The sequence below is a fragment of the Actinomadura madurae genome (assembly GCF_900115095.1).
Lineage (GTDB): Bacteria > Actinomycetota > Actinomycetes > Streptosporangiales > Streptosporangiaceae > Spirillospora > Spirillospora madurae.
In genome coordinates this window covers 56,706-80,177 of record NZ_FOVH01000017.1, presented here as the reverse complement: position 1 = coordinate 80,177, position 23,472 = coordinate 56,706, and the positions used below count along the sequence as shown (strand labels likewise).

The window sequence follows — 23,472 nt, the reverse complement described above, 5'->3', positions numbered from 1 at the left end:
GAAAGGCGGGCGGGCGTGCGGCCCGTGCCACGGCCCGCGTGTCAGCGCAGGTCGCGGCGTCGCGAGCGGGTCAGCACCCGGACGGTCCCGACGAGCCCGAGGCCGATCAGCACCACGGGGATCAGCGTCGTCGCGGGCAGGACGTCCTCGTCCGACAGGCCGTCCACGAGGAACAGGGCCGCGAGGAGGAGGAAGAACAGCCCCGTGACGGGCCCGGCCGGGTCGAACCGGAACCTCTTCTTCGCCACGTCCCCCTCAGCCACGGTGCACGTCCACGTCTCCGAGCTTGCCGCGGATCCGCAGCACGATCACCGGCGGGTTCCCGCTCGATCCGCTCTCCGGTTCCAGGGTCCGGACGTCCCTGGCGTTCGGCCCGCTCGTCGTCCGCCGGTCGACGCGCAGGTCGCCGAGCCCGATCTTCGCGTCCAGCAGGACGCGGGCGGTGGGCGGCAGCGTGACGTCCAGCCCGCCGAGCCCGACCCGCGCGTCGATCTCGATCCGCTGCCCGGCGGCGAGCGGGAGGGCGGTCAGGTCGAGATCGCCCTGGCCGACGCCGACCTTGTAGACCTGGTTCGTCTGGGCGGGGTCGGTGGGACGCCACTCGATCTCCCCGTACTCGGCGTTGCGCGGCGCGTCGCCCGCCACCGCCGTGGTCAGCATGGCGAGGGTCAGCACGGTGCCGGCCGCCGCGAGGCCGCGGGTCCGGAACCAGCCGCCGAGGACGAGGCCGCACCCGATGACGGCCAGGGCGGGCGCCATGACGATCAGCCACGAGTCGGGCGCCGTGTACGCCTGCGCGACCGGGATCATCGCCGCGCCCGCGGCCATCGCGGCCAGCAGCGTGATCGTCGCGACCGGCGAGTGCCCGCGGCCGTGCCGCCCCTTCGCGGGGGCCGCGGGCCGGACCGGCTCGGGGGCCTCCTCCCACGCGGCCGAGTACGCGGCGAGGTCGATCATGCCCTCCGGGAGCCCGCCCGCCGCGGCCGGGCGCGGCTCGTCCTTGCTGAGGGAGACGCCCGCGCCGTCCTGCCGCGCCCAGGGCGCGGACGGCTCCGGCGGGTGCCCGGTGATCCGTTCGGGGACGGTCCGCGCCGCGGAGACGAGGTCGACGCCCCGCGAGTGCGCGACGAGCAGCACCAGCCCGAACACGACCAGGAGCGCGATCGCGTCGGTGGAGACGCCGCCGACCACGCTGAACACGACGCCGGCGCAGAGCAGCGCGCCGAGGATCGACAGGACGCCCTGCGCGTCGAACCACCGCTTGAAGAGCTGCTCGGCGAGCGACGACTCCTCCGGGCTCGCCGGCATCAGCAGCGCCGCCGCGATGTAGAGGCAGACGCCCTGCCCGTGCGCGAGGACGAGGACCGCGAACCCCACCCTGAACACGACGGGGTCGATGCCGGTGTAGCGGCCGAGGCCGGTGCACACTCCGGCTATCAGCCGCCGGTCGGCGTCACGCGTCAGCCGCCGGTAGCCCGTGTCCGTCTTCTCCTGGACAGTCTTCTCCTGGACCGTCTCGTCCCGGACCGTCTCTTCCTCGCCCATGCCGCCATCGTCGCGCGTCCCGCCCGCCCGGGGTATCGGGGACGTCCCTGATTCGGACCCTGAGACGGGCCCGGGGTGGTTCCCTGATGCGGTTCGCGCCGGGGCATGTGACGATCGATGACGTGGGAGAACGCAGGGGAGGACGGCGGTGAGCCAGGAGACGGCCGAGCGGCCGGGGGCGACGCCGGTCGCGCCGCTCCGGCTGGAGCGCGCCGCGGAGGGCCGGCTGGTCGCCGGGGTGTGCCGCGGCCTGGCCGCGCACCTCGGCGTGGACGTGTTCCTCGTCCGGGCCGCATTCGTGCTGCTCACGATTGCGAGCGGGCTCGGTGTCGCCGCGTACGCCGCGTTCTGGATCCTGGTGCCGGCCGCGGAGAAGGCCGGCCGGCCGGCCGGGCGGCGGGGCCGCGACTGGGGCCAGTTGCTCGCCTACACGGCGGTCGCGCTGGGCCTCGCCGCGCTGCCGTGGGGCGCCGCCGGGGTCGCCCGGTGGGCGCTGTGGCCGTTCGTCGTCGGCGGGGTCGGCGCCGCGATCCTGTGGCAGCAGGCCGACCGCGACCAGCGGCAGCGCTGGACGCTCCCGCTGCGCGAGCGGTGGCTGCGCAGCCTGCTCGGGCTGCTCCTCGTCGTCGGCGGCATCGGTGGGTTCGTGGCGCAGAACGTGGACGCCGACCAGGCGCGGTCGGTCGTCATCGCCATGCTGATCATCCTCACCGGGGTCGCGGTGATCGTGACGCCGTGGGTGGTGCGGCTCTGGCAGGACCTGGACGCCGAGCGGCACGAGCGCATCCGGTCCCAGGAGCGCGCCGAGCTGGCCGCGCACATCCACGACTCGGTGCTGCACACGCTGACGCTCATCCAGCGGAACGCGCACGACACCCGCGAGGTGCAGCGGCTCGCCCGTTCCCAGGAGCGGACGCTGCGGACCTGGCTCTACCAGCCGCGCGCCGACCCCGACCGGACGTTCGCCGCCGCGATCCGGGAGACGGCGGGCGAGGTCGAGGACGACCACGGCGTGCCGATCGAGGTCGTCTGCGTGGGCGACACGGCGCTGGACGAGCGGCTCGGCGCCGCGCTGCAGGCCGCCCGGGAGGCGATGGTGAACGCGGCCAAGTACGCCGAGGCGCCGTCGGTGTCGGTGTACGCGGAGGTGGAGGGCGACGAGATCGCCATCTTCGTCCGCGACCGGGGCAAGGGCTTCGACCTCGACCAGGTCCCGGAGGACCGGATGGGCGTCCGGGGGTCCATCATCGGACGTATGGAACGCAACGGCGGCAAAGCGACCGTTCGTACCGCCCCCGGCGAGGGAACCGAAGTGCGGCTGGAGATAAAGAGGGCATGAGCGACGGGTTGAAGAAGGTCGTGCTGGTCGACGACCACCAGATGTTCCGGACCGGCGTGAAGGCGGAGCTGGGCGGCGGCGTCGAGATCGTGGGCGAGGCCGGCGACGTCGACGAGGCGGTCTCGGTGATCCGCGCGACGCGGCCGGACGTGGTGCTGCTGGACGTCCACCTGCCCGGCGGCGGGGGCATCGAGGTGCTGCGGCGGCTGCACGGCGCCGTCACCTCCAAGTTCCTCGCGTTGTCGGTGTCGGACGCGGCGGAGGACGTGATCGGCGTCGTGCGGGGCGGGGCGCGCGGCTACGTCACCAAGACGATCTCCGGGCCGGAGCTGACGGACGCGATCGGCCGGGTGGCCGAGGGCGACGCGGTGTTCTCGCCGCGCCTCGCCGGGTTCGTGCTGGACGCGTTCGCCGCCACGGACGTGCCGGCGGTGGATCCCGAGCTCGACCAGATCACGCAGCGGGAGCGGGACGTGCTGCGGCTGATCGCCCGCGGCTACGCCTACAAGGAGATCGCGAAGGAGCTGTTCATCTCGGTCAAGACGGTGGAGACGCACGTGAGCAGCGTCCTGCGGAAGCTCCAGCTGTCGAACCGGCACGAGCTGTCCCGCTGGGCCGCCGCCCGCCGCCTCGTGTAGCGGCCTTGCGCAGCGGGCAGGGCGGATACCTTTGCCCACGCCTGCCCCGGAGGTAAACGTTTTCACCGCGACTGTGAGCAAATCGTAATATCGGAATCCGGCCCAGGCTGATCATCGATACCGTCCGATATGGGACAGTCGCTCCCCATGACCTACCCTCCCCCCGGGCCCGGGCAGCCGGGCCCCGAAGCTCCGTATCCGCCCCCGCCCATGCCGGTGGAACCCGGCTACGGCTCTCCTTACGGCTCCAAGGCCGACAAGACCAACGGCATGGCGATCGCCGCGTTCGTCACCGGCCTCCTCGGCTGCCTCGGCGTGCTCGGCATCATCCTCGGGGTCATCTCGCTCAGCCAGATCGGCAAGAACGGCGGCAAGGGCCGGGGACTCGCGATCGCCGGCATCATCCTGTCCTGCCTGTGGATCGTCGTCGGCATCGCCCTGTTCGCGCTGCGCGGCAGCGGCGGCTCCGGCGACGACACCGGCGGCGCCACCCCCAAGGTCACCCAGACCAAGCCCGAGAAGGTCGACGCCCAGAAGATGCGGGTCGGCAACTGCATCAACGACGACGCGGGCGCGACCAGCGGCACCGCGACCAGCGAGCCGGTCGAGGTGGAGAGCGTCAAGATCGTCCCGTGCACCCAGCCGCACGACGGCGAGGTGACGGCGGTGTTCCGCCTCAAGGGCTACGCGATGCCGCCGGAGTCGCAGCTCCAGCAGCTCGCCTCCAACGGCTGCAAGGCGCGCACGCAGGCGCGGCTCCGCCGCGACCCGGCCGCCGGAAGCCTCGCGAACTCCTACTACTACCCGACCGCGGACTCGTGGAAGTCGGGTGACCGGACCGTCACCTGCGTCGCCGTGGCAGCCGCCGAGGGCAAGAAGCTCACCCGGCCACTGGCCCGCTGACGATCCCGGCGCGTGCTGGGCGGCCGGCCCGCCGCCCGGTCCCCGGGATCCGCCGCCGGACGCCGGCTCACGCGTGCGACGCGCGCATCGTGTCGGCGACCATGTCGGCGACGTGCTCGACCGTCGCCACACCCGAACCCATCGTCGGGTTGCCGCCGCTGCACACCGCGATGAGGAAGTCGTGGTCGGCCCCGGTGATCCGGCCGACGCTGTTGACCGCCCACCCGTGACCCTGGCGGTACACCGGCGTCCAGCCGTTCTTGAGCGCCACCTTCTCGCCCGGACGGGCCGCGGCGCTGATCCCCCACGCCTGCTCCTCCATCACCGAGCCCATCAGGCCGAGGATGTAGCGGCGGCCGGGCGCCTTCAGCGCGCTCCTGTCGGACGCCAGGTGCCTGAGCAGCCGCACCTGGTCGGCGGGACTCGTCCAGGACGAACCCCACGACCCGGGGAACGGCTTCGTCTGCTTCAGGCCGAACGCCGCGTTCGCCTTCCTGACGCCGGCCCCGCCGCCGGCCGCGGAGTAGAGGGCGTCCGCGGCGGAGTTGTCGCTCTCCCGGATCATCCGCTCGGCCAGGTCGCGCTGGCCGTCCGACAGTCTCCGCTGGTCGCGCTGCCGCTGCAGCAGGAGGCTCGCCAGGATGTCGACCTTCATGACGCTGGCGGAGACGAAACGCTCCTGCTCGTTCTCGCCGAAGGCCAGCCCGGTCTTCAGGTCCGTCGCCATGATCCCGGCCTCGCCGGGGCGCTTCTCGAAGTAGGCGCGGACCGCCCGGCGCAGCGCCGCCGCGTCGAACGGGCGGGTCGTCGCCCTGGCCGCGGCGGTCCGTCGCCCGGCGGGCACCCTCCTGACGGACTCGGACGCGTTGACGGTGACGCCGCTCCTGCGGTTCGGCCCGTCCGCCACGGCCAGGTACGTGGCTGCCCCCGCTCCGGTGGCACCCGCCGCCAGGACGAGCGTGATGAGATGGCGCCGCATCGATCCCCCCGAACTCGTGCGACATTCCGTGCGACCGGATGAACCGGTGCGTCAGATGGCGCCGGGAAGGCGGGCGGCGCAGCCCGGCTCACAGCGCTCGGCGTGCCGCGCCACCCGGCGCGCGTAGGCGTCCAGCCGGCGGCGCAGGACGGCGCGCGTGAACGGCCCGGTGCCCGGGAACCCGTCGACCTCGCCGCGCCAGCGGATCAGCGTGCCCGCGGCGTGCGCCTCCAGCGTGACGTCGGCGCGCAGGCGGCGCGGCGGCGGCCCGGCCTGCGCGACGTACCCGTAGTGCCGCGGCGGATCCCAGGCCACGACCTCCTCGCGCCAGGACCGGACGTACCGGACGGCCCCGAGCCCGTTCGGGTGCTCGGCGCCGGCGGACTCCCGCCGCACGCGCGTCCAGAACCCGCCCCAGGCGTCCCACGCCTCGGCCACGCACAGATGCTTGAAGATCACTTCCGGTGCTGCGGAGGATGTGGCGGTGGCCTCGATCTCCTGCGGCATGATGACCCCCCGTGTTGTGACACATGGGGTACATGCCCGATCTGGGGCTAATTACGGCCTGTAAAGAGTCATATTTGATGCGTGACCGTATTTAGGGGTGGGTGGGTGCTCGTCACGCGGTGTCGATGACGTGGAAGGACTCGGCCAGGGTGCCCTCGGGCAGCCCCGCCGCCGCGGCGTTGCCGCCCAGCCAGCCGCGCAGCATCTCCGCCAGCCCGTCGCCCATGTGCGCCGTCTGGCTGGCGTGCGCCCGCAGCGCGTTCAGCTTCCGCTCGAACCGGGCGGTGATGTCGACGTAGTGGTTCACGACGGGCCCGCCGCTGAACCACACCTCGCGGACCGTCCACGCCTCCAGCCCCTCGTCGGCGAGCAGCTCCGGGAACGCGTACGGGTTGCGGGCGTCGGGGTAGACGGCGTCCAGCGCGGCGGAGCCGACCGCCCGGTGGTCGGGGTGGCTCGGGTAGATCCGCTCGTAGTTGCGCTCCGGGCTCGGCATCACCACCCGGTCCGGCCGCACCTGCCTGATCACCCGGGCGATGTCGCGGCGCAGGTCCAGCGTCGCCTCGACCCGGCCGTCCGGGTAGCCGAGGAACCGGACGTCGCCCACCCCGACGCACTTGGCCGCCGCGCGCTGCTCCTCGCGGCGCAGCGCGGCCATCTCCGCCCGGGTGATCGCGTCGTCGAAGCCGCCCGCGTCGCCGTCGGTGACCATGAGGTACACGACCTCGATGCCCCGGTCCGTCCAGCCGGCGACCGTCCCGGCCGCGCCGAAGTCGATGTCGTCGGGGTGCGCCATCACGGCGAGGACCCGCTGCAGCCCGCTGTCGTCCAGAACGTTGGTCACGGTTTCAACGATAAGGTCGGCGAACGGTTTCCCGGCAATCCGGAAGATCAGAAGGACGTCAGCGCCGCCAGCAGCCTCTCCTTGAACGCCTCCACGTCGCTGCCGACCGCGACCTTGACCGGGCGGCGGGTGTCCTCGGCGGGCAGCGAGCGCGCGTCCCACACCGTCGTGCCGCGCGTCAGCTCGCCCCGCAGCTCCACCCGGACGGGACGGTGCGCGTACTCGCCGAGGTCCGGGTCGACGACCAGCATCGCGGCGAGCGCGTCGTGGATGACCGCGCCGCGCCGCCTCAAGGTCGGCGTGTAGGCGTCGGCGTAGAACTCCAGGATGCTCGCGGCGAAGCGGGTGACCGGGGTGCCGTGGGCGGCCAGCCGGTCCAGCCAGTCGTCGTGGACGGCGGTCGGGTGCGTCGCGTCCAGCGGCACCAGCACGACCGGCCAGTCCGCCGCGAACACCAGGTCGGCGGCCTCCGGGTCGTGCCAGATGTTCGCCTCGGCGTGCGTGGTGATGTTGCCCGGGTGGTCGAACGCGCCGCCCATGACCACCACCTCGCGGATCAGCGACGGAAGCGCGTCGTCCAGCAGCAGCGCCGCGCCGAGGTTGGTCAGCGGGCCGGTCGCCAGCAGCGTCAGCTCGCCGGGCGCCTCGCGCGCCATCCGGACGATCTGCGCCGCGGCCTGCTCGGCGACCGGACGTCCGGCGGGCTCGGCCAGGTGGGTGTCGCCGAGGCCGTCCGTGCCGTGCCAGTCCAGCGCGTAGTGGACGTCCTGCGCCATCGGCCGGGCGGCGCCGACCGCCACCGGCACGCCCTGCTCGCCCGCCTTGACGCCCGCGGCCTCCAGGACGCGCAGCGTGTTCAGCGCGCCGGTCATCGGGTCGATGTTGCCGTGGACCGTCCCGACCCCGGCCAGTTCCGCCTCGCCCGCCCGGACCAGGGAGGCCAGGTACAGCAGGGTCATCGCGTCGTCGATGCCGGTGTCGCAGTCGTAGAGGATTCGTGGTGCTCTGCTCACGTGTGCAACCTATGCCGCGCGGGGCGCCCCGGCATCCCGATAAACGCAAGATCGACGATTGGGCCTGGGATGCGGCGTCCCACCGGGGTAGAGCAGAGACATGCGCAAACTCATCAACGCTCCGGCGGACGTGGTCTCCGACGCGCTGCGCGGCCTGGCCGCCGCGCATCCCGAGCTGACGGTCGATCCGGGGAACGGCACCGTCGTGCGGGGGGACGCGCCGCGCACGGGCAAGGTCGCTCTGGTGTCGGGCGGCGGCTCCGGCCACGAGCCGCTGCACGCCGGGTTCGTCGGGCACGGGATGCTGGACGCCGCGTGCTGCGGCGAGGTGTTCACCTCGCCGGTGCCCGACCAGATCATCGCGGCGACGATGGCGGTGAGCGGCGGCGCCGGGGTGCTGCACCTGGTGAAGAACTACACCGGCGACGTCATGAACTTCCAGATGGCCGCCGAGCTGGCCGAGGACGAGGACATCGAGGTCACCTCCGTCATCGTCGACGACGACGTCGCGGTCGAGGACAGCACGTTCACCGCCGGGCGGCGCGGCACCGGCGCCACCCTGTTCGCCGAGAAGATCGCCGGTGCGCTCGCCGAGGAGGGCGCCGCGCTCGCGGACGTCGCGGCGGTCGCGCGGGAGGTGAACGAGCGGAGCCGGTCGTTCGGCGTCGCGCTGTCCTCGTGCACCGTCCCGGCCGCCGGGTCGCCCACGTTCGAGCTGGGCGAGGACGAGATGGAGCTCGGCATCGGCATCCACGGCGAGCCCGGCCGCGAGCGCGTCGAGGTCGGCACGGCCACGGAGATCGTGGACGCGTCGCTGAGCGCGATCGACGCCGACATGCCGCTGTCCGGGTCCGAGGTGCTCGTGCTGGTGAACGGGATGGGCGGCACCCCGCTGATCGAGCAGTACGTCGCCTACGCCGCCGCCGCGGAGTGGCTGGAGGGGCACGGCGCGACGGTCGTCCGCCGCCTGGTCGGGCCCTACGTCACCAGCCTGGAGATGGCCGGCTGCATGATCAGCGTGTGCCGGGTGACGCCGGAGCTGACCCGCCTGTGGGACGCCCCGGTCGAGACGCCCGGGCTCCGGTGGGGCCGGTGAACGCCGAGGACCTCGCCTCCTGGATACGGCACGCGGCCGAGCTGGTGGCCGCCGACGCCGGCCGGCTGACCCGGCTGGACGCGGCCATCGGCGACGGCGACCACGGCCACAACCTGGACCGCGGCTTCCGCGCCGCCGTCGAGGCGCTGCCGGACGACACCACGCCGGCCAAGGTGCTGATCGCGGCCGGGCGCGCCATCGTGTCGAAGACCGGCGGCGCGTCCGGTCCGCTGTACGGGACGGCGCTGCGCCGCGCGGGCAAGGCGCTGGGCAACACCGAGGACGTGGACGCCGCCGCGCTGGGCGCCGCGCTGAAGGCCGCGCTGGAAGGCGTCCAAGATCTCGGCAAGGCCGTCGAGGGCGACAAGACCATGGTGGACGCGCTCGTGCCCGCCGTCGCGGCCTACGAGGCGGCGCTCAGCGGCGGCTCCGGCCTGGCCGCCTGCGTGCGCGCCGCCGCGGACGCGGCGGCCGAGGGTGCGGACGACACGGTCCCGATGCGGGCGCGCAAGGGCCGCGCCAGCTATCTGGGCGCGCGCAGCGAAGGGCACCTCGACCCCGGAGCGTCGTCCACGGCCCTGCTGCTCCGCGCGCTGGCCGACGTGGCCGGGGAGGAGTGACGTGGTCGGGATCGTGATCATCTCCCACAGCCCGACGCTCGCGGAGGGCGCCGCCGAGGTGGCGCGGGCGATGGGCATCGGCAAGGCCGTCGTGGAACCCGCCGGCGGCGACACCGAGGGCCGGCTCGGCACCAGCATCGACCTCGTCGAGCACGCCGTCGCCGCAGCGGACGGCGGCGACGGCGTCGTGCTGATCGCCGACATCGGCAGTTCCGTGCTGACCGGCGAGATGCTCATCGAGGACGCCGAGCGCGACGACGTCCTGTTCGCGGACGCCCCGATGGTCGAGGGGGCGGTCGCCGCCGCGTCCATGGCCGCGACGGGCGCGGACCTCGCCGCCGTGCACGCCGCCGCCGAGTCCGCCCGCGACCACCGCAAGACCGGCTGAGCGGCGGCCGTGGCGGGCCGCAGGGGCCGGCCCGCCACGGCGGTTCGGTGCTACTTGCCGAACACCCGGCGCAGCTCGTCCAGCTCCTCCCGGAGGATGTCCTCGTCCGCCAGGGAGCCGCGCCTGGCCAGCTTCTCCGCCGCGACGACCTGGTACTCCGGCATCTGCAGGGTGCCGCAGCAGCGCGACCGGTCCTGGCCTGCCCGCAGGCTCGCCGAGTGCTCGTCGTGCGGCTCGACCTCCGTGACGTCCTGCCCGTCCCCGGTGTAGCCGGCCTCGGCCATCGGCACCCGCCCGCTCATCAGGTCGCGCAGCGGCGTCACCGCCGTCGTGATCTCCCGGACGGCGAACCGGTTGCGGATGAACGTCCGGTAGATCGCCGGGTCGCCGCGGCTCGCCGAGATCTGCAGCATGTTGTTCGCGACGTCGACGTACCGGGCGCCGGTCCCGGGCGACGCGACGATCGCCTCGAACACCAGCCGGCACAGCGCGGACGCCGTCTCGATCAGCACGATCGCCGGGTCCTTGGTGCGCCGCTGCCGGCCCATCTCGAAGGTGTACAGGTCGGCGAGCACGTCGTAGACCGCGCCGGTGAACACCTGCGAGATGGCGTGCACCTCGTTGCCGACGTCGCCGAGCCTGAGGTCGTTGTCGGCGTCGCGGAGCCCGGACGGCCTGCCGAGCGCCCGGCCGAACTCCTCGGCCAGCTCCGGCAGGAACGACCGGTCGTGCAGGTTCGCCTTCGTGAGCGCGACGAGCGCCTCGGCCTGGTCCGGCTCCGCCAGCGCCAGGAAGATCGCCGTGATGTCGCCGAACGCCTCGTGCAGCCCGCCCGTCTGGGGCGGGTTGTCCGCCGACAGCCAGCCCGGCTTGAGGCCGTCCAGGATCGCGTGGCCCGTCTCGTGCGCGACGATGTCGAGCGACCGGCACGTGTGGACGACGTCCGCCGGCGGCCGCCCCTGCGGGGTGAAGGACAGGAACTTCAGCGCCTTCGCCGTCCGGCTGTAGAACGCGTTCGCGCCCTCGCCGGCGTGCGGGAACACGGTGAGGCGGTCGGTGTTGCCGCCGACGTTCCACGCGAACGGGATCGGGTTGCCGCCGTTGTGCCGCTCGTACATCGCCATCGTCCGCCGGACGACGGCGAACGTGTGCGCGCAGTCGAACTCCGCGCTGCCGGCGGCGAACACGAAGTCGCCGCTGACGTTGCGCGCAACCGGGGTGACGCCCGGCAGCTCCGTCCGGACGCGGGCGTCCGCCGGGCCGATCAGCACCACGGTCGGGATGAAGGCCGGCCGGAAGCCGAGCTCGGTGACCGACGGGTCCTGCTTGTAGACGAGGAACCGGTGCCCGCTCCGCGCCGGCACCGGGACCGGCACCGGCCGCGGGACGGGCGGGGCCGCCGCCCCCTGCGCCACCCGCGCCGTCGCGCCCGGCCACTGCGCGGGGACCTCGGCCGTCTCGCCGTCCCGCCGCCCCTGGAGGTCATGCTGGTGGATCGTCATCGATGCCACTTCCCCTTACGGTGCGCGAGTCCCTGATGACTCCGCGCTCCTGCGGAGGGGCATGCCGGGACGCGACACGGGGTTTCGCGTCCTGGTCACGGACCGGCCGGGCCGGTCCGGCGGGGTGTGCCCGCTCCGTACTCGACAAGTTGCGCCGGTCAGGAGATCGAGTCAACCGGACGCCGCGAAAAGGTCCCCCGTCTGTCCACATGCTGCCGCGCGGGCCGGCGGGCGGCCCCGGGTCGGCGGACGAGCCGAAAACGTCTCCGCCGAGCCGTAGACTCGCACGTGATGTCGAAGACCGAAGCTCACCCCTTGCTCGATGGCCTCAACCCGCAGCAGCGCGCCGCCGTCGTGCACTCCGGCGGCCCCCTGCTGATCGTCGCGGGCGCCGGCTCGGGCAAGACCCGGGTGCTCACCCACCGCATCGCCCACCTGCTCGGCGAGCGGGACGTGCACCCCGGCCAGATCCTCGCGATCACCTTCACCAACAAGGCCGCGGCCGAGATGAAGGAGCGCGTCGACGCGCTCGTCGGGCCGCGGTCGCGGGCGATGTGGGTGATGACGTTCCACTCCGCGTGCGTCCGGATCCTGCGCCGGGAGGCCAAGCGCCTCGGCTTCCCCACGAGCTTCTCGATCTACGACCAGGCCGACGCGAACCGGCTGATGGCGCTCGTCTGCCGCGAGCTCGACCTCGACCCCAAGCGGTACCCGCCGAAGTCGTTCAGCGCCCAGGTGTCGAACCTGAAGAACGAGCTGATCGACTACGAGACGTTCAAGAACCGCGCGTCCACGCACATGGAGCAGACGCTCGGCGAGGCGTACGAGATGTACCAGGCGCGGCTCCAGCAGGCCGGCGCCATGGACTTCGACGACCTGATCATGATGACGGTCAACCTGCTGCAGGTGTTCCCGGAGGCCGCCGAGCACTACCGGCGGCGCTTCCGGCACGTCCTGGTCGACGAGTACCAGGACACCAACCACGCGCAGTACGAACTCGTCCGGGAGCTGACCGCCCCGATCTCGGGCGGCCCGGCCGACGGCGGCGAAGGGCTGGGCGCGGCCGAGCTGTGCGTGGTCGGCGACGCCGACCAGTCGATCTACGCGTTCCGCGGCGCCACGATCCGCAACATCCTGGAGTTCGAGCGCGACTACCCGGACGCGACGACGATCCTGCTTGAGCAGAACTACCGCTCCACGCAGACGATCCTGTCCGCGGCCAACGCGGTCATCGAGCGCAACGCCGACCGCAAGCCGAAGAAGCTCTGGTCCGACCAGGGCGAGGGCCACAAGATCACCGGCTATGTGGCCGACAACGAGCACGACGAGGCCGCGTTCGTCGCCCGGGAGGTCGACCGGCTCACCGACGAGGGCGACGCGCGCCCCGCCGACGTCGCCGTCTTCTACCGCACCAACGCGCAGTCCCGTGTCTTCGAGGAAGTGTTCATCCGGGTCGGGCTGCCGTACAAGGTCGTCGGCGGCGTCCGGTTCTACGAGCGCAAGGAGATCCGTGACGCGCTGGCCTACCTGCGCTGCCTCGCCAACCCCGAGGACACCGTCTCCCTGCGCCGCATCCTGAACGTCCCGAAACGCGGCATCGGCGACCGGGCCGAGGCCTGCGTCGAGGCGTACGCGTCCCGGGAGCGGATCTCCTTCTGGCAGGCGCTGCGCGTGCCCGAGGACGTCCCGGGCATGGCGACCCGCTCGATCAACGCCGTCCGCGACTTCGTCACCCTGCTGGACGAGCTGCGCGCCGCCGCCGAGACGCTCACCCCCGCCGACCTGGTCGCCGAGATCCTCAAGGCCAGCGGCTACCTCGCCGAGCTCCAGGCCTCCAAGGACCCGCAGGACGAGACCCGCGTCGAGAACCTCCAGGAGCTGGAGGCCGTCGCCCGCGAGTTCGAGGAGCGCCTCGACGGCGAGTCCGCCGAGGGCCGCCTGCCCGAGTTTCTGGAGCAGGTCGCCCTGGTCGCCGACGCCGACTCCATCCCGGGCGGCGCGAAGGGCGGGCCCGTCCCGCCGGGCGAGCAGCCGGAGGAGACCGAGCACGGCGTCGTCACCCTGATGACCCTGCACACCGCGAAGGGCCTGGAGTTCCCGGTGGTCTTCCTCACCGGCATGGAGGACGGGGTGTTCCCGCACCTGCGCGCCATGAGCAACCCCAAGGAGCTCGAAGAGGAGCGCCGGCTCGCCTACGTCGGCATCACCCGCGCCCGGCAGCGCCTCTACCTGTCGCGGGCCACGATGCGCAGCTCGTGGGGCGCGCCGCAGGTCAACCCGCCGTCCCGCTTCCTCGGCGAGATCCCGAAGACGCTGGTCGACTGGGAGCGCGAGGCGTCCTCGACGTCCGGCTCGGCGATGGCGCAGATGGCGTCCCGCCCGGGGACGCGCTCCCCGGGGAACCGTCCCGTCCCGTCGCTGTCCCCGGGCGACAAGGTCACGCACGACGCCTTCGGCCTCGGCACCGTCGTGTCCGTCTACGACCGGGGAGAGAAGGCCAGCGTCGACTTCGGCGGCGACTACGGCGTCCGGACGCTGGTCCTCCGCTTCGCCACCATCGAGAAGCTCTGACGACGCCTTACCGGCAGGTGCGCGGCACCTGCCGGGGGCCGGTCGCGCGGGTGTAGCGGGCCGCCATGGCGCGCAGGTGGTCCGCGAGGTCCGGGTTCGCGGTCAGCGTCTCCGCGTCGGCGGACGGCCCCGGGCCGGGCAGCGCGACCGTCGCCGCGGTGAGCGCGCCGACGCGGTGGCGCAGCCGCGACGGCAGAGAGGGCTCGCCGAATACCGGGCCACCGGATTCGACTGGCGGGCACGGGAAGCGGCACTGAACGAGTTCCCGCGACGGGATCGGCTATCTGGCATTGCAGTCGACTCGTCCGCAGGCGCTGGCGTATTCCTTGAACGACTCGCCGGTCGGCCAGCTGGCTTGGATCGTGGAGAAGTTCCACGAGTGGACGGACCCGGCGATCGCATCACCCGATGCGGCGGTCGACCGGGATCAGCTTCTCACCAACGTGGGCATCTTCTGGTTCACGGGCTCCGGCGCCTCCTCCGCCCACGCCGTGTACGACGGCATGAAGGCTCGGAGTACGACCGAGGCGGTCGTTTCGCGGCCATGGAGGTGCCGTCCGAGGGGCTAGGGGATCTGCTCCACGCGGACGCCGGGGACGGACTTGTAGACGTCCGGCTCGGCGGTGATCAGCGGCCAGCGGCGCCAGCGGGCGGACCAGGCGGCCTGGGCGGCGTCCATGCCGAGGTTCGGGATCGTGGTGACGAGCAGCCCGGTCTGCTGGGCGATCACGTCGTCGAGGTCGTCGACGTGGACGACCTGCATGCCGGGCAGCCGTTCGAGGACGGCGCGGCCGTGGTCGGGGACGAGTTGCCACGCGCGCGCGAGCGCGGTCGCGGGGATGACGATCGTGGCGTGCTGGGCGATGGACGCGCGGAGCCGGGCGCGGACGTAGATGGTCTTGCCGGTCGCGAGGTCCAGGAGGGCGGTCGAGTCGAAGACGTGACCGGTGATCACGCGACGTCCCGGCGGGACGGCGCGCCGTCCTCGACGAGACGGTCGACCATGGCCTGCTCGTCCGGGCTGGGCGGGCCGAAGAGGTCGTCGATGGTGGAGGCGTCGCGCAGATAGGCCAGCTTGAGGCGCGCCCCGTCCGCGAGGAACCCGGACACCGAGGGGATCTTCTTCTCCTCGGCGAGCCCCTGCAACGTGGCGGCAAGCTCGTCGGGGAGCGTGATGTTGACTCTCGCCATGGGGCACAGAATACACACTCGGATGCCCTCCAGTGTGTACTCGGATGGGTGGAATTCTCAGTCCGGCCCGTGTCGATCCGGGCGGTGGCCGTTCGTGTAGAGGGTGGGACACCGTCGGCGGAGAAGGGACGGGGATGACGATGGAGGTCGTACGGACGCTGCTGACCGGCCGGGGGCTGGTCGAGTCGCCGCGCTGGCACGGGGACCGGCTGTACTTCTCCGACTGGTCGGCGGGCGAGGTCGTCGCGGCTCGCCTGGACGGGTCGAGCGAGGTCGTCGCGCGGGTGGAATCGCTGCCGCTTTGCACCGCCTGGCTGCCGGACGGTCGCATGGTGATCGTCTCGTCCGCCGACGGGCTGCTGCTGCGCCTGGAGCCGGGCGGGCGCCTCGTCACCCACGCCGATCTCGGCCGGAGGGGGTGGAACGACGTCGTCGCCGACGACCGCGGCAACGTCTACGTCAACGCCATCGGCTTCGACCCGACGGCCGGGGAGGAGTTCGCGCCCGGACACGTGTTCCTGGTGCCGGCGGACGGCCCGGTGCGCCAGGTGGCCGACGACATCGCGTTCCCCAACGGGATGGCGGTGACGCCCGGCGGCACGACACTGATCGTCGCCGACTCGTACCGCGGCCGCCTGGTCGCGTTCGACATCGGCGCGGACGGAGGGCTGTCCGGCCGCCGCGTCTGGGCGGAGCTGGGCGAGGGCGTCCCGGACGGCATCTGCGTCGACGCGGAGAACGCGGTCTGGTACGCCGACGTCCCCAACCGGCGGTGCGTGCGCGTCGCCGAGGGCGGCGAGGTGCTGCGGACCGTCGCCCTCGACCGGGGCGGCTTCGCCTGCGTGCTCGGCGGCCCCGGCGGGACGACCCTGTTCGTCACCGCCGCCGAGTGGCGCGGCATGACCGAGGCGGAGCCGGTGGTGCCCGGCAGCGGCCGGGTCCTCACCGTCCAGGTCGACGTGCCGGGCGCCGGGCAGGGGTGATCACCCGGCGGGCTTGCGGGAGCCCGGGGGCGGCAGGCTGAACAGCCCCGCGAGCCGCCGCAGGGCCTCGGTGTCGCCGGACGCCGACGCCGAGCCGTCCCGGATCGCCTCGGCGAACGAGCCGCCGGCGCCCGTCAGGCCGACGAGCGCCTCCTCGCCGATCGTGATCGTCGCGTCCGGGTGCTGGGCGGGGCCGTGCAGCGCCTCGATCGTCCCGTCGTCGATCCGGGCGTGGAAGACCTCGTCGTCGACGCGGAACTCGTACACGGCGCGGAGCCCGGCGGCGGCCTCGGGATCGAAGGAGGCGCGCAGGCCGAGCACCGTCCAGCCCGGGTGGAACGTCTCGGTCTCGCGGCGCTCGCCCATCGCCCACTTCAGGCCCCATCTGGCCAGCGCCATGACGGCCGGGCCGAGGTCCTCGCCGGCCTCGGTGAGCGCGTACGCGGGGGTGCGGGCGGGCGGCGGCAGCGTGATCTTGCGCACTAGGCCCTCGCGCTCCAGGTGCTTCAGCCGGGCGGCCAGCAGCCCGGTGCCGAGGCCGCGCAGGCTCGCCCCGAGGTCGCCGAACCGCTTCGGCCCGGTCAGCAGCTCGCGGACCAGCAGCAGTGTCCAGCGCTCGCCGACGATGTCGAGGGTGCGCGCGGTCGCGCAGTACTGGTTGTACGTTCGCTGTTCCACTTCATCACTCTAGACTTCGCGCTTCCCGTTCCTGAACCTCCAGGAGGAGGCGGGCGAGCGGTTCCGGGTCGGTCAGCATCACGTCGTGGGGGCCGTCGAGGGCGATCGGCCGGTATCCGACGTCCTTGCCGAACCGGTCGAAGGGGTAGGTCAGCGGCCTGCAATAGACGGCCGTCCCGGGGATCCGGTCGACGGCGCCACTGAGGCGGGTGCGCTCGGTGAACGTCCGGAGGGGCTGGGGGAGGAGGCGCGCGGCCAGCCGGTCGGCCACGCCGGGGTCCGTGATGCCGAACGCGGCCGGGGGCGGGGCGGGGATCCGGCGCCCGTCGCCGAGCGTCTCGGCCGCCGTCCGGGCCAACTGGACGAACGGGTCCGGGGCCAGGTCGAACATGCCGGCGCCGTCGGGCCCCGCCCACCCGTCCACCATGACGACGTGGCCGACCCTGCCGGGGCGCGCGTCGGCGGCCTCCCGCACGACCAGGCCCGCGTAACTGTGCCCGACCAGCACGACCTCGTCGCGGACGGTGTCGAGCGCGGCGACGACGGCCGCGGCGTGGTCGTGGAGGCCGTGGTCGTCACCAACGCCGAGGGTGGGGGTGAGCGTGCGCGCCCCGGCGGCGTGCAGCAGCGGGACGACCCGCTCCCAGGCCCAGGGACCGTGCCACGCACCATGAACGAGAACGAACGTGGTCATCGGTGCGCCTTCTCGCGCAGCAGGGGAAGGGCCTCGTCGCCGAACCGCTCCAGGTCCGCGTCGTGGTCCTCGGTCGCCAGCCGGATCACCACGTGGCGGGCGCCGGCTTCGATGTAGCCGCTCAGCCAGTCGGCGGCCTGGCGGGCCGTTCCGGCGAACAGGGCCTGGACGGACGCGACGAACTCCAGCGGCGCGTCGTAGTAGCGCTCGATGCTCGTCCGCAGCCGGTGGCGGGCCTTCTCCGGGTCGTCGTCCAGGCAGAGCGTCGCGTACAGGGCCGGGGTCGCGCGCCCGATCAGCTCGCGTTCCTTCGCGTACGTGGCCGCCTCGGGCGGGTAGGGGAGCCACCCGTCGGCGAGACGCGCCACGCGCGGCAGTGCCGTCCCGCTCCCCGCCAGCCAGATCGGCGGCCCTCCGGGACTCGTCGGCGGCGGCACGATCCGCACGTCCGAGAACGCGAAGTGCCGCCCCTGGTAGGAGACCGCGTCCCCGGTCCAGAGCCGCCGCATCGCCTCGATCGACTCCTCCATCCGGCCGACACGGCGGCCGAACCCGACCCCGACCGCCGCGAACTGGGCCTCGGTGGCGGGCATCGGGAACCCGGCCCCCATGCCGGCGATCACCCGCCCGCCCGACAGGCGGTCGAGCGTGGCGAGCTGGTGGGCCAGCAGGATCGGATGGCGCAGCGCCGGCAGCAGCACCGCCGTCCCGAGCGCGACCCGCTCGGTGGCCTGCGCCACGGCCGCCAGCAGCATCAGCGGGTCGGCGCGCGGCCTGGTCACGGGGCTGTCGCCCGCCCAGACCGAGTCCAGCCCCAGCTCCTCGGCCCGCCGCGCCTGGGCGACGAGCCGCCCGGGGTCGTGCTCGCCCAGCAGGTCCTGCTCCCGCGTCGGCAGCAGGTAGCCGATCTCCAGCCTCGCCATCGTCGCCTCCGGGTGATCGTGGTTCCACGACCATAACCGTTGACTTCTTCTTTTTGAAGTGCAAGATTCAGACATCAACAGGATGGAGAGTCACATGACCGCACCGCTCTACACGGCCGAGGCGCAGGTGACCGGTGGCAGGAACGGCCGCGGCCGGACGTCCGACGGGCGCCTCGACCTCGACCTGCGCCTGCCGAAGGAGCTCGGAGGGGACGGCGAGGGCGCCAACCCCGAGCAGCTCTTCGCGGTCGGCTACGCGGCCTGCTTCGGCACGGTCCTCGCGATGGTCGGCCAGCGCGAGAACCTCAAGGCCGACGACGCGCGGATCGACGCGTCCGTCGCCCTCATCCCGGCCGGCGGCGGCCGTTTCAAGCTGGGCGCGCACCTGCGGATCTCGCTCCCGTCGGTCACCGACGAGCAGGCCGTCGACCTGGTCAAGGCCGCACACCAGGCGTGCCCCTACTCCAACGCCACCCGTGGCAACATCGACGTGGCCCTCCAGGTGAACGGCACCGACCTGTAACCCCCGCCGCCGAGGTCGGTCGGACCGCTCCGCGCCCCGACCGACCTCGCGTCTAGTCGTACGGCAGGTAGTCGCTGGAGCCAGTGCCGGGCGCTTCCCAAGGGGAATCGGCGTTGGCCGGGCCGGCCGCGAAGACCATGCCGATCGCCAACGCGCTGACGGCCAGGGCAGACGTGATGAGCCGCATTGTCACCTCGATGTCGACGAACCTTTGCACAGAGACAAGCACATGAGCACTTCAGATTTGTGTCATCCCGTCTTCTCCGGCAGGGCCGCGATCGTCCACGAGCCGGCGCGGTGCTGATGGAGTAGGCCCGCTATTGGACTGAGGTCCGCCGCCCCCTGGATCTGAAATGACTCGCTAATCTCGGGTTCATGTCGACGGTGAGGCACGTGGCGCGGGCGGCCTGGATCGGCCATCACGGTTATTCGAGGCCAGCAGACTGGAAGAGACCGGAGTGGTCAGCGCCCTGAAACGTGGCCTTGCGGTTTCGTCGGCGCGAACGTGAACGTCGCGCTCAATCTCTACCAGGCGTGGGAGATCGACCCGAAACTCCTCGCCCGCGTCGCGAGCGCGAGCAGCTTCATCAGCCGCAGTTCAGCCGCGGCCGGCGCCCTCTGCGCCGGCTACATCGTCGCGCGCCTGGGTCCGGAACGGGCCGCGGACGTTGTCTTCGGCCTGATGGCCGTCCTCGTCGCCGTCGTCGTCGTGATCATCTACGCCAACCGGTTGACCAGCCGGGACACGGCCCCCGGCGTCCTCGTCCACGCCCCGCCTCCCGAGCAATCGGAACAGCCGCTGGAGCCCGTGTCGGCCCACTGAGCCGCTACGGCGGGAGGCGACCGCCTCCTTTCGCAAGAGTTTCAGCAGTCTTCTAGTCGCCGGTGAGTGTCACGCTCAGGTAGCCCAGGGCGAAGGCGGAAGGTAGGAACAGGGCGCCCCACTCGATGCTCATGAATATTGAGACGAAGAAGGCCACGAAGGACGCGATGCAGAGCGCCATTAGTGCGTGCCCGAGTGCTCGTCGCCAGCCGGGGACCGGCGTCGAGGTCGGCCTTGGGGGCGGGGCGGGCGGCGGTGGGGCCGACGTTCCCAGCGGAGTGACCGTGACGGCGTGAAGTCCGTGCACGTCGCGTCTGACGTCGAACGACACGCGCTCCCCGGCCTCCAGGGTCTTGTACCCGTTGCGCTGGATATCGAGGTACTGGACACGCAGCTCGGGGCCACCGTCCTGCTGGATGACGCCGAATCCCCGCTCATCGTTGAACCACCGAACGCTGCCCTCGGCCATGAACGGAAGCCTCCTTCGCAGCGGCGTTCCTGCCCGAGCGTAACCGCATGATCGCAGCGACCGCCATGGGATTGCCGGCGCGGCCGGACCGCCTGCGGGCTGCTAGATGACCTCGTCCGTCAAGCGCCAAGCCTGCACCGTGACAAACGCGGCGGCGGCCACAACGACAAGTGATCAAAGCGAAGCAGGGAGTCGATGCCGCTGCTACCCGGCGCCCGCCGCGTTCTGCACCTGTCACCGGGGACTCGGTCGGTGTGAGCACCTCTCCAGATTCCTTTCCGCGGTGGTGTCGAAAGGTGTCGGGCCCGTTCGTAGCCAAGGTGAGAGACCGGCAACGGCCGGTCGCCGCACACCGGAGGTTCACGATGTCCGTCACCACCACCGTCCCCGCTCCCGCGAAGCCGCTGATCATCGGCGGCCTGACCGCCGCGGCCGTCGCCTCCGCGGTGACCGCGACCGTCGCCGCGGCGGGTGAGCTCGCCGGGATCAGCCTCGACATCGGCGGGAAGCCCATCCCGGTGCCCATGTTCGCCGTGCTGACCGCCTTCTTCTCCGCGGTGGGCCTGGCGCTCGCGCTGGTGCTGGCTCACGTGGCCCGCCGTCCGCGCACGGCGTTCGTCCGCACCACGATCGCGCTCACCGCGTTGTCGCTCGTGCCGGACGTGCTCGCGGACGCGTCCGCGGCGACGAGGATGCTGCTGATGCTGACGCACGTGGTCGCCGCCGCGATCGTGATCCCGGCCGTGGCCCGCCGCCTTTCCGCCTGATCCCATCGACCGCCATGGAATTGTCGGCGGGCCTCCGTACGCTCGGGCGTATGGCGCTCAAGCGGATGGACAACGTGCTCATCGTCGTGGACGACCTCGATGCCGTCATCGCGTTCTTCACGGAACTCGGCATGGAGCTTGAGGGAAAGGGGCCGCTCGAAGGTCGCTGGGCGGAACGGGTCATCGGGCTCGACGACGTCGAGCAGGACATCGCCATGCTCCGGACCCCGGACGGTGGCGGCCGCATCGAGCTGGCGCGTTTCCATCAGCCCGCGGCGATAAGGCCGGAGCCGGAGAACCCGCCGGCGAACACGCTGGGCATTCGCCGCGTCATGTTCGCCGTCGACGACATCGAGGACACGGTCGCCCGCCTGAAGACCCACGGCGCCGAACTCGTCGGCGAGATCGTCCGATACGAGGACGTCTATCTGCTCTGCTACGTCCGCGGCCCCGAGAACATCGTCGTCGGGCTGGCCCAGGAACTCGGCTGATGCCCGCCCCACGGCCGGCTCCGTGAGGGGGAGCCGGCCGCGCGGTGGCTCAGCCCATGCTCTTGGCGCCGTCCAGGGACTCGCGGATGATGTCCGCGTGCCCGGCGTGCTGCGCCGTCTCGGTGATGATGTGCAGGATCACCCGGCGCGTCGACCAGTGCGTCTCGGTGTTCCACGGCGCCTTGGGCAGGGGCTGGACGGCGTCCAGGTCGGGCACCGTGGTGACGAGCTCGTCGGTCCTTCGGGCCACCTCGTCGTAGGCGTCCAGCACACCGGCCAGCGTGTCGCCGGGCAGCATCCGGAACTCCTCGGCCCGGCGGGCGAAGTCCTCCTCGGTCATCGCGGTGAAGTCGGGCATGGCGGACGGGCCCTCCACGATGAACTCCGCCCAGCCCCGCTCGACGCCGGTGACGTGCTTGATGAGGCCGCCCAGGCACAGCTCGCTGGCCGTGGTCCGCAGCCCGGCCTGCTCGTCGCCGAGGTCACGCGTGGTGAACCGCAGGAAGTGCCGGTACTTGGCCAGCATCGCGAGCAGATCGGCCCGCTCCCCGGTGAGCTCCATAAGTTCCGCCTTCGTGGTCGTCGTTCCATCGGTCAACGACCACGCTAGAGACCGTAGCGGCCAGATCCTGTCCTGAATCCACGGCGGAGCGGCGCACGGCCGCCGTCTCACTCGGCGGCCGCGTGCGGCGCTGTTTCGTCGTTCTTCTGGCCGGGCCGTTCCTCGCCTGCCCAGATCAGTGCGCAGCGGTGGCGAGCCTGGCGTACGCGTCTCGAACGGCGGGCCTGCGAGCGTCCTTGGAAGACGTCTGGATGAGGGCCGTTACGGCGTTCTTGCGGACGGTGTGGGTCCTGCGGTGTCCGGCGGGGAGACCCTCCAAGACCTTCATCACGTGCTGGGCGCCAGTGTCGGTGTCGCCTTCCTGGATGAGGGTGGTCGCGCGGTACATCTCGACCTGTGCGGGCCCGAGCACGCTCTTGGACGTGTAGGACGCCAGCGCATCGTCCTGGGCACGATGAGCACGGTCATGCTCGCCAGTGTGGGTGTGTACGTAGGCGGCGGTGTGGTGCAGTCGCTGGACCGACCATCCGAGAACGGAGTCTTGGTTGTCTCGAACGCCGTCGGGAAGACGATCAAACGCCCGCTGGAGGTCCTCCAGAGCGGCCTGAGCCTCGGCATGCCGCCCCATCTTGGCCAGTGCCTGTGCCCTGGCGGAGTGAGCGCCTGCCGACCCTGCGCCTGGCGTCTTCCCTGCGAGCGCTATGGCCTGGTCGGCGGTGTGCAGGACGAATGGCTCGTTTCCCTCGTCGACCAGCGCGAGCACCCCATGACGCCCGCGGGCTAGCGCTCCGAAGTCTGGGTCGCCGGACTCGTCGGCGGCGCGGATGGCGGTGCGCCACCAGCGACGGGCGCTGCGCACGTCGCCCAGCCCGATCAGTGAGATGGCGGTGAACATCGACAGATGCGCCGCCGCGTTCACGAGACGTGGTCGTGCGGCACTGGTGGCGCGGGAGATCAGCAGGTCGAGTTCGGCGAGGTCGGCGAGCATCTCCGGGAGCACCTGCCGGGGCGGCACGAAACCGGCCTCGCGGGCGTAGTCGTAGACCACCTGCTCCCATGCGTCGGCGTCGCGGGTGGTGGCTCCGGTGGTGAGCGTGCCGGTCAGGATGGCGCGGAGACGTTCGGCGTCGTAACCGAGCTGGGTGACCGGGGCCGCTGCTGCGGTGGTGGCGAGGATGCCGAGAAGGGCGCGGCGCTTCACTTCGTCGTCCTCGAAGTCGTGGTGGGGGTCATAGGTAGAGGATGCCTCTTTTCCCGGGCCGGTTGAGAAGAGGTCTGAAGGGTCTAATTTGAACGCTTTCGCGTAGGCGTGGGCCCAGTCGCGAGGGTAGTTCTGTCCCTTTTCCCAGTCGTAGATCTGACGTGCGAGGTTGGCCGGGTTTCCCTTCTTCAGGCCGTCCGCTCTCAGGAGTTGCCTGGCCAT

Annotated in this window: 28 protein-coding genes; 12 read left to right on the top strand and 16 right to left on the bottom strand. The window is 72.2% G+C overall.

Features of this window, described 5'->3' with window-relative positions; translation table 11 throughout:
• Window positions 1–41: 41 nt before the first annotated feature.
• Together BM339_RS36535 and BM339_RS36530 are read right to left on the bottom strand one after the other, a co-directional pair.
• Window positions 42–263, bottom strand: a complete 222-nt coding sequence (locus BM339_RS36535) for a hypothetical protein (RefSeq protein WP_244938760.1) — start codon at window positions 261–263, stop codon at window positions 42–44.
• On the bottom strand, window positions 256–1,545 hold the full coding sequence (locus BM339_RS36530) for a PspC domain-containing protein (RefSeq protein WP_075023864.1): 1,290 nt from the start codon (window positions 1,543–1,545) through the stop codon (window positions 256–258). Before BM339_RS36530 ends, BM339_RS36535 begins: the two co-directional genes overlap by 8 nt.
• 148 nt (window positions 1,546–1,693) lie before the next feature.
• Between BM339_RS36530 and BM339_RS36525 the strand changes: the two genes are divergently transcribed.
• From BM339_RS36525 to BM339_RS36515, 3 genes are all read left to right on the top strand, one after another.
• Window positions 1,694–2,884: an ATP-binding protein gene (locus tag BM339_RS36525; protein ID WP_024934159.1), complete on the top strand. Its 1,191-nt coding sequence runs from the start codon at window positions 1,694–1,696 to the stop codon at window positions 2,882–2,884.
• On the top strand, window positions 2,881–3,522 hold the full coding sequence (locus BM339_RS36520; RefSeq protein WP_021593973.1) for a LuxR C-terminal-related transcriptional regulator: 642 nt from the start codon (window positions 2,881–2,883) through the stop codon (window positions 3,520–3,522). Before BM339_RS36525 ends, BM339_RS36520 begins: the two co-directional genes overlap by 4 nt.
• 147 nt (window positions 3,523–3,669) lie before the next feature.
• Window positions 3,670–4,425 (top strand): DUF4190 domain-containing protein, encoded by a 756-nt coding sequence (locus BM339_RS36515; RefSeq protein ID WP_177287868.1) that lies wholly within the window; start codon window positions 3,670–3,672, stop codon window positions 4,423–4,425.
• A gap of 67 nt (window positions 4,426–4,492) precedes the next feature.
• Here BM339_RS36515 and BM339_RS36510 read toward each other — a convergent pair whose 3' ends face one another.
• The 4 genes from BM339_RS36510 to BM339_RS36495 all read right to left on the bottom strand — a co-directional run bounded on the left by BM339_RS36510 (window position 4,493) and on the right by BM339_RS36495 (window position 7,768).
• Complete coding sequence (locus BM339_RS36510; protein WP_075023863.1) at window positions 4,493–5,404, bottom strand: serine hydrolase; 912 nt, start codon at window positions 5,402–5,404, stop codon at window positions 4,493–4,495.
• A 51-nt stretch (window positions 5,405–5,455) separates the two neighbouring features.
• On the bottom strand, window positions 5,456–5,911 hold the full coding sequence (locus BM339_RS36505; RefSeq protein ID WP_024934157.1) for an SRPBCC family protein: 456 nt from the start codon (window positions 5,909–5,911) through the stop codon (window positions 5,456–5,458).
• Window positions 5,912–6,023: 112 nt separating this feature from the next.
• Window positions 6,024–6,707, bottom strand: a complete 684-nt coding sequence (locus BM339_RS36500) for a PIG-L deacetylase family protein (protein ID WP_177287872.1) — start codon at window positions 6,705–6,707, stop codon at window positions 6,024–6,026.
• A 95-nt stretch (window positions 6,708–6,802) separates the two neighbouring features.
• The gene (locus BM339_RS36495; RefSeq protein WP_244938759.1) at window positions 6,803–7,768 is read right to left on the bottom strand and encodes a nucleoside hydrolase; all 966 of its coding nucleotides are present in this window, start codon (window positions 7,766–7,768) and stop codon (window positions 6,803–6,805) included.
• Between the two features lie 100 nt (window positions 7,769–7,868).
• Between BM339_RS36495 and dhaK the strand changes: the two genes are divergently transcribed.
• From dhaK to dhaM, 3 genes are read left to right on the top strand one after another with little or no spacing between them, the layout of a single operon-like run.
• Window positions 7,869–8,864, top strand: a complete 996-nt coding sequence (gene dhaK / locus BM339_RS36490) for a dihydroxyacetone kinase subunit DhaK (RefSeq protein ID WP_021593967.1) — start codon at window positions 7,869–7,871, stop codon at window positions 8,862–8,864.
• Window positions 8,861–9,484 (top strand): dihydroxyacetone kinase subunit DhaL, encoded by a 624-nt coding sequence (gene dhaL, locus BM339_RS36485; protein ID WP_218163855.1) that lies wholly within the window; start codon window positions 8,861–8,863, stop codon window positions 9,482–9,484. The genes dhaK and dhaL overlap by 4 nt, the downstream gene beginning before the upstream one ends.
• A 1-nt stretch (window position 9,485) precedes the next feature.
• Window positions 9,486–9,872 carry a dihydroxyacetone kinase phosphoryl donor subunit DhaM gene (gene dhaM, locus BM339_RS36480; RefSeq protein WP_021593965.1) on the top strand — a complete coding sequence of 129 codons (387 nt, stop codon included), beginning with the start codon at window positions 9,486–9,488 and terminating at the stop codon, window positions 9,870–9,872.
• A gap of 50 nt (window positions 9,873–9,922) precedes the next feature.
• On the opposite strand, the gene BM339_RS36475 is transcribed toward dhaM, so the two are convergent.
• Window positions 9,923–11,374, bottom strand: coding sequence for a gluzincin family metallopeptidase (locus BM339_RS36475; RefSeq protein WP_075023861.1), 1,452 nt, complete (start codon window positions 11,372–11,374; stop codon window positions 9,923–9,925).
• A 291-nt stretch (window positions 11,375–11,665) separates the two neighbouring features.
• Between BM339_RS36475 and pcrA the strand changes: the two genes are divergently transcribed.
• Window positions 11,666–13,945, top strand: coding sequence for a DNA helicase PcrA (pcrA, locus tag BM339_RS36470; RefSeq protein WP_200871703.1), 2,280 nt, complete (start codon window positions 11,666–11,668; stop codon window positions 13,943–13,945).
• A gap of 565 nt (window positions 13,946–14,510) precedes the next feature.
• Here pcrA and BM339_RS49155 read toward each other — a convergent pair.
• Window positions 14,511–14,900, bottom strand: coding sequence for a hypothetical protein (locus tag BM339_RS49155; protein ID WP_021593961.1), 390 nt, complete (start codon window positions 14,898–14,900; stop codon window positions 14,511–14,513).
• The gene (locus tag BM339_RS49150) at window positions 14,897–15,136 is read right to left on the bottom strand and encodes a ribbon-helix-helix domain-containing protein (protein WP_021593960.1); all 240 of its coding nucleotides are present in this window, start codon (window positions 15,134–15,136) and stop codon (window positions 14,897–14,899) included. The genes BM339_RS49155 and BM339_RS49150 overlap by 4 nt, the downstream gene beginning before the upstream one ends.
• Window positions 15,137–15,270: 134 nt before the next feature.
• Between BM339_RS49150 and BM339_RS36450 the strand changes: the two genes are divergently transcribed.
• Window positions 15,271–16,119, top strand: a complete 849-nt coding sequence (locus BM339_RS36450) for an SMP-30/gluconolactonase/LRE family protein (RefSeq protein ID WP_021593959.1) — start codon at window positions 15,271–15,273, stop codon at window positions 16,117–16,119.
• Here the strand turns inward: BM339_RS36450 and BM339_RS36445 are convergent, their stop codons facing one another.
• From BM339_RS36445 to BM339_RS36435, 3 genes are read right to left on the bottom strand one after another with little or no spacing between them, the layout of a single operon-like run.
• Window positions 16,120–16,797 (bottom strand): winged helix-turn-helix transcriptional regulator, encoded by a 678-nt coding sequence (locus BM339_RS36445; RefSeq protein ID WP_075023860.1) that lies wholly within the window; start codon window positions 16,795–16,797, stop codon window positions 16,120–16,122.
• Between the two features lie 4 nt (window positions 16,798–16,801).
• The gene (locus BM339_RS36440) at window positions 16,802–17,491 is read right to left on the bottom strand and encodes an alpha/beta hydrolase (RefSeq protein ID WP_021593957.1); all 690 of its coding nucleotides are present in this window, start codon (window positions 17,489–17,491) and stop codon (window positions 16,802–16,804) included.
• Window positions 17,488–18,414, bottom strand: a complete 927-nt coding sequence (locus tag BM339_RS36435; RefSeq protein WP_075023859.1) for an LLM class flavin-dependent oxidoreductase — start codon at window positions 18,412–18,414, stop codon at window positions 17,488–17,490. The genes BM339_RS36440 and BM339_RS36435 overlap by 4 nt, the downstream gene beginning before the upstream one ends.
• A 94-nt stretch (window positions 18,415–18,508) precedes the next feature.
• Between BM339_RS36435 and BM339_RS36430 the strand changes: the two genes are divergently transcribed.
• Window positions 18,509–18,937, top strand: coding sequence for an organic hydroperoxide resistance protein (locus tag BM339_RS36430; protein ID WP_075023858.1), 429 nt, complete (start codon window positions 18,509–18,511; stop codon window positions 18,935–18,937).
• Window positions 18,938–18,989: 52 nt separating this feature from the next.
• On the opposite strand, the gene BM339_RS50330 is transcribed toward BM339_RS36430, so the two are convergent.
• A complete protein-coding gene (locus tag BM339_RS50330; protein WP_177287867.1) occupies window positions 18,990–19,154 on the bottom strand; it encodes a hypothetical protein in 165 nt (54 codons plus the stop codon).
• Between the two features lie 288 nt (window positions 19,155–19,442).
• On the opposite strand from BM339_RS50330, the gene BM339_RS36425 reads away from it, so the two are divergent.
• Window positions 19,443–19,760 (top strand): hypothetical protein, encoded by a 318-nt coding sequence (locus BM339_RS36425; protein ID WP_021593953.1) that lies wholly within the window; start codon window positions 19,443–19,445, stop codon window positions 19,758–19,760.
• Between the two features lie 52 nt (window positions 19,761–19,812).
• Here the strand turns inward: BM339_RS36425 and BM339_RS36420 are convergent, their stop codons facing one another.
• Window positions 19,813–20,229 (bottom strand): cold-shock protein, encoded by a 417-nt coding sequence (locus tag BM339_RS36420; protein ID WP_021593952.1) that lies wholly within the window; start codon window positions 20,227–20,229, stop codon window positions 19,813–19,815.
• 365 nt (window positions 20,230–20,594) lie between these two features.
• Between BM339_RS36420 and BM339_RS36415 the strand changes: the two genes are divergently transcribed.
• Together BM339_RS36415 and BM339_RS36410 are read left to right on the top strand one after the other, a co-directional pair.
• Window positions 20,595–20,996 (top strand): DUF6069 family protein, encoded by a 402-nt coding sequence (locus tag BM339_RS36415; protein ID WP_075023857.1) that lies wholly within the window; start codon window positions 20,595–20,597, stop codon window positions 20,994–20,996.
• 50 nt (window positions 20,997–21,046) lie between these two features.
• Complete coding sequence (locus tag BM339_RS36410; RefSeq protein WP_075023856.1) at window positions 21,047–21,487, top strand: VOC family protein; 441 nt, start codon at window positions 21,047–21,049, stop codon at window positions 21,485–21,487.
• A gap of 49 nt (window positions 21,488–21,536) precedes the next feature.
• Here the strand turns inward: BM339_RS36410 and BM339_RS36405 are convergent, their stop codons facing one another.
• Together BM339_RS36405 and BM339_RS36400 are read right to left on the bottom strand one after the other, a co-directional pair.
• Window positions 21,537–22,049, bottom strand: coding sequence for a DinB family protein (locus tag BM339_RS36405; RefSeq protein ID WP_075023855.1), 513 nt, complete (start codon window positions 22,047–22,049; stop codon window positions 21,537–21,539).
• A gap of 175 nt (window positions 22,050–22,224) precedes the next feature.
• Complete coding sequence (locus tag BM339_RS36400; protein ID WP_075023854.1) at window positions 22,225–23,472, bottom strand: NsdA family TPR-like regulatory protein; 1,248 nt, start codon at window positions 23,470–23,472, stop codon at window positions 22,225–22,227.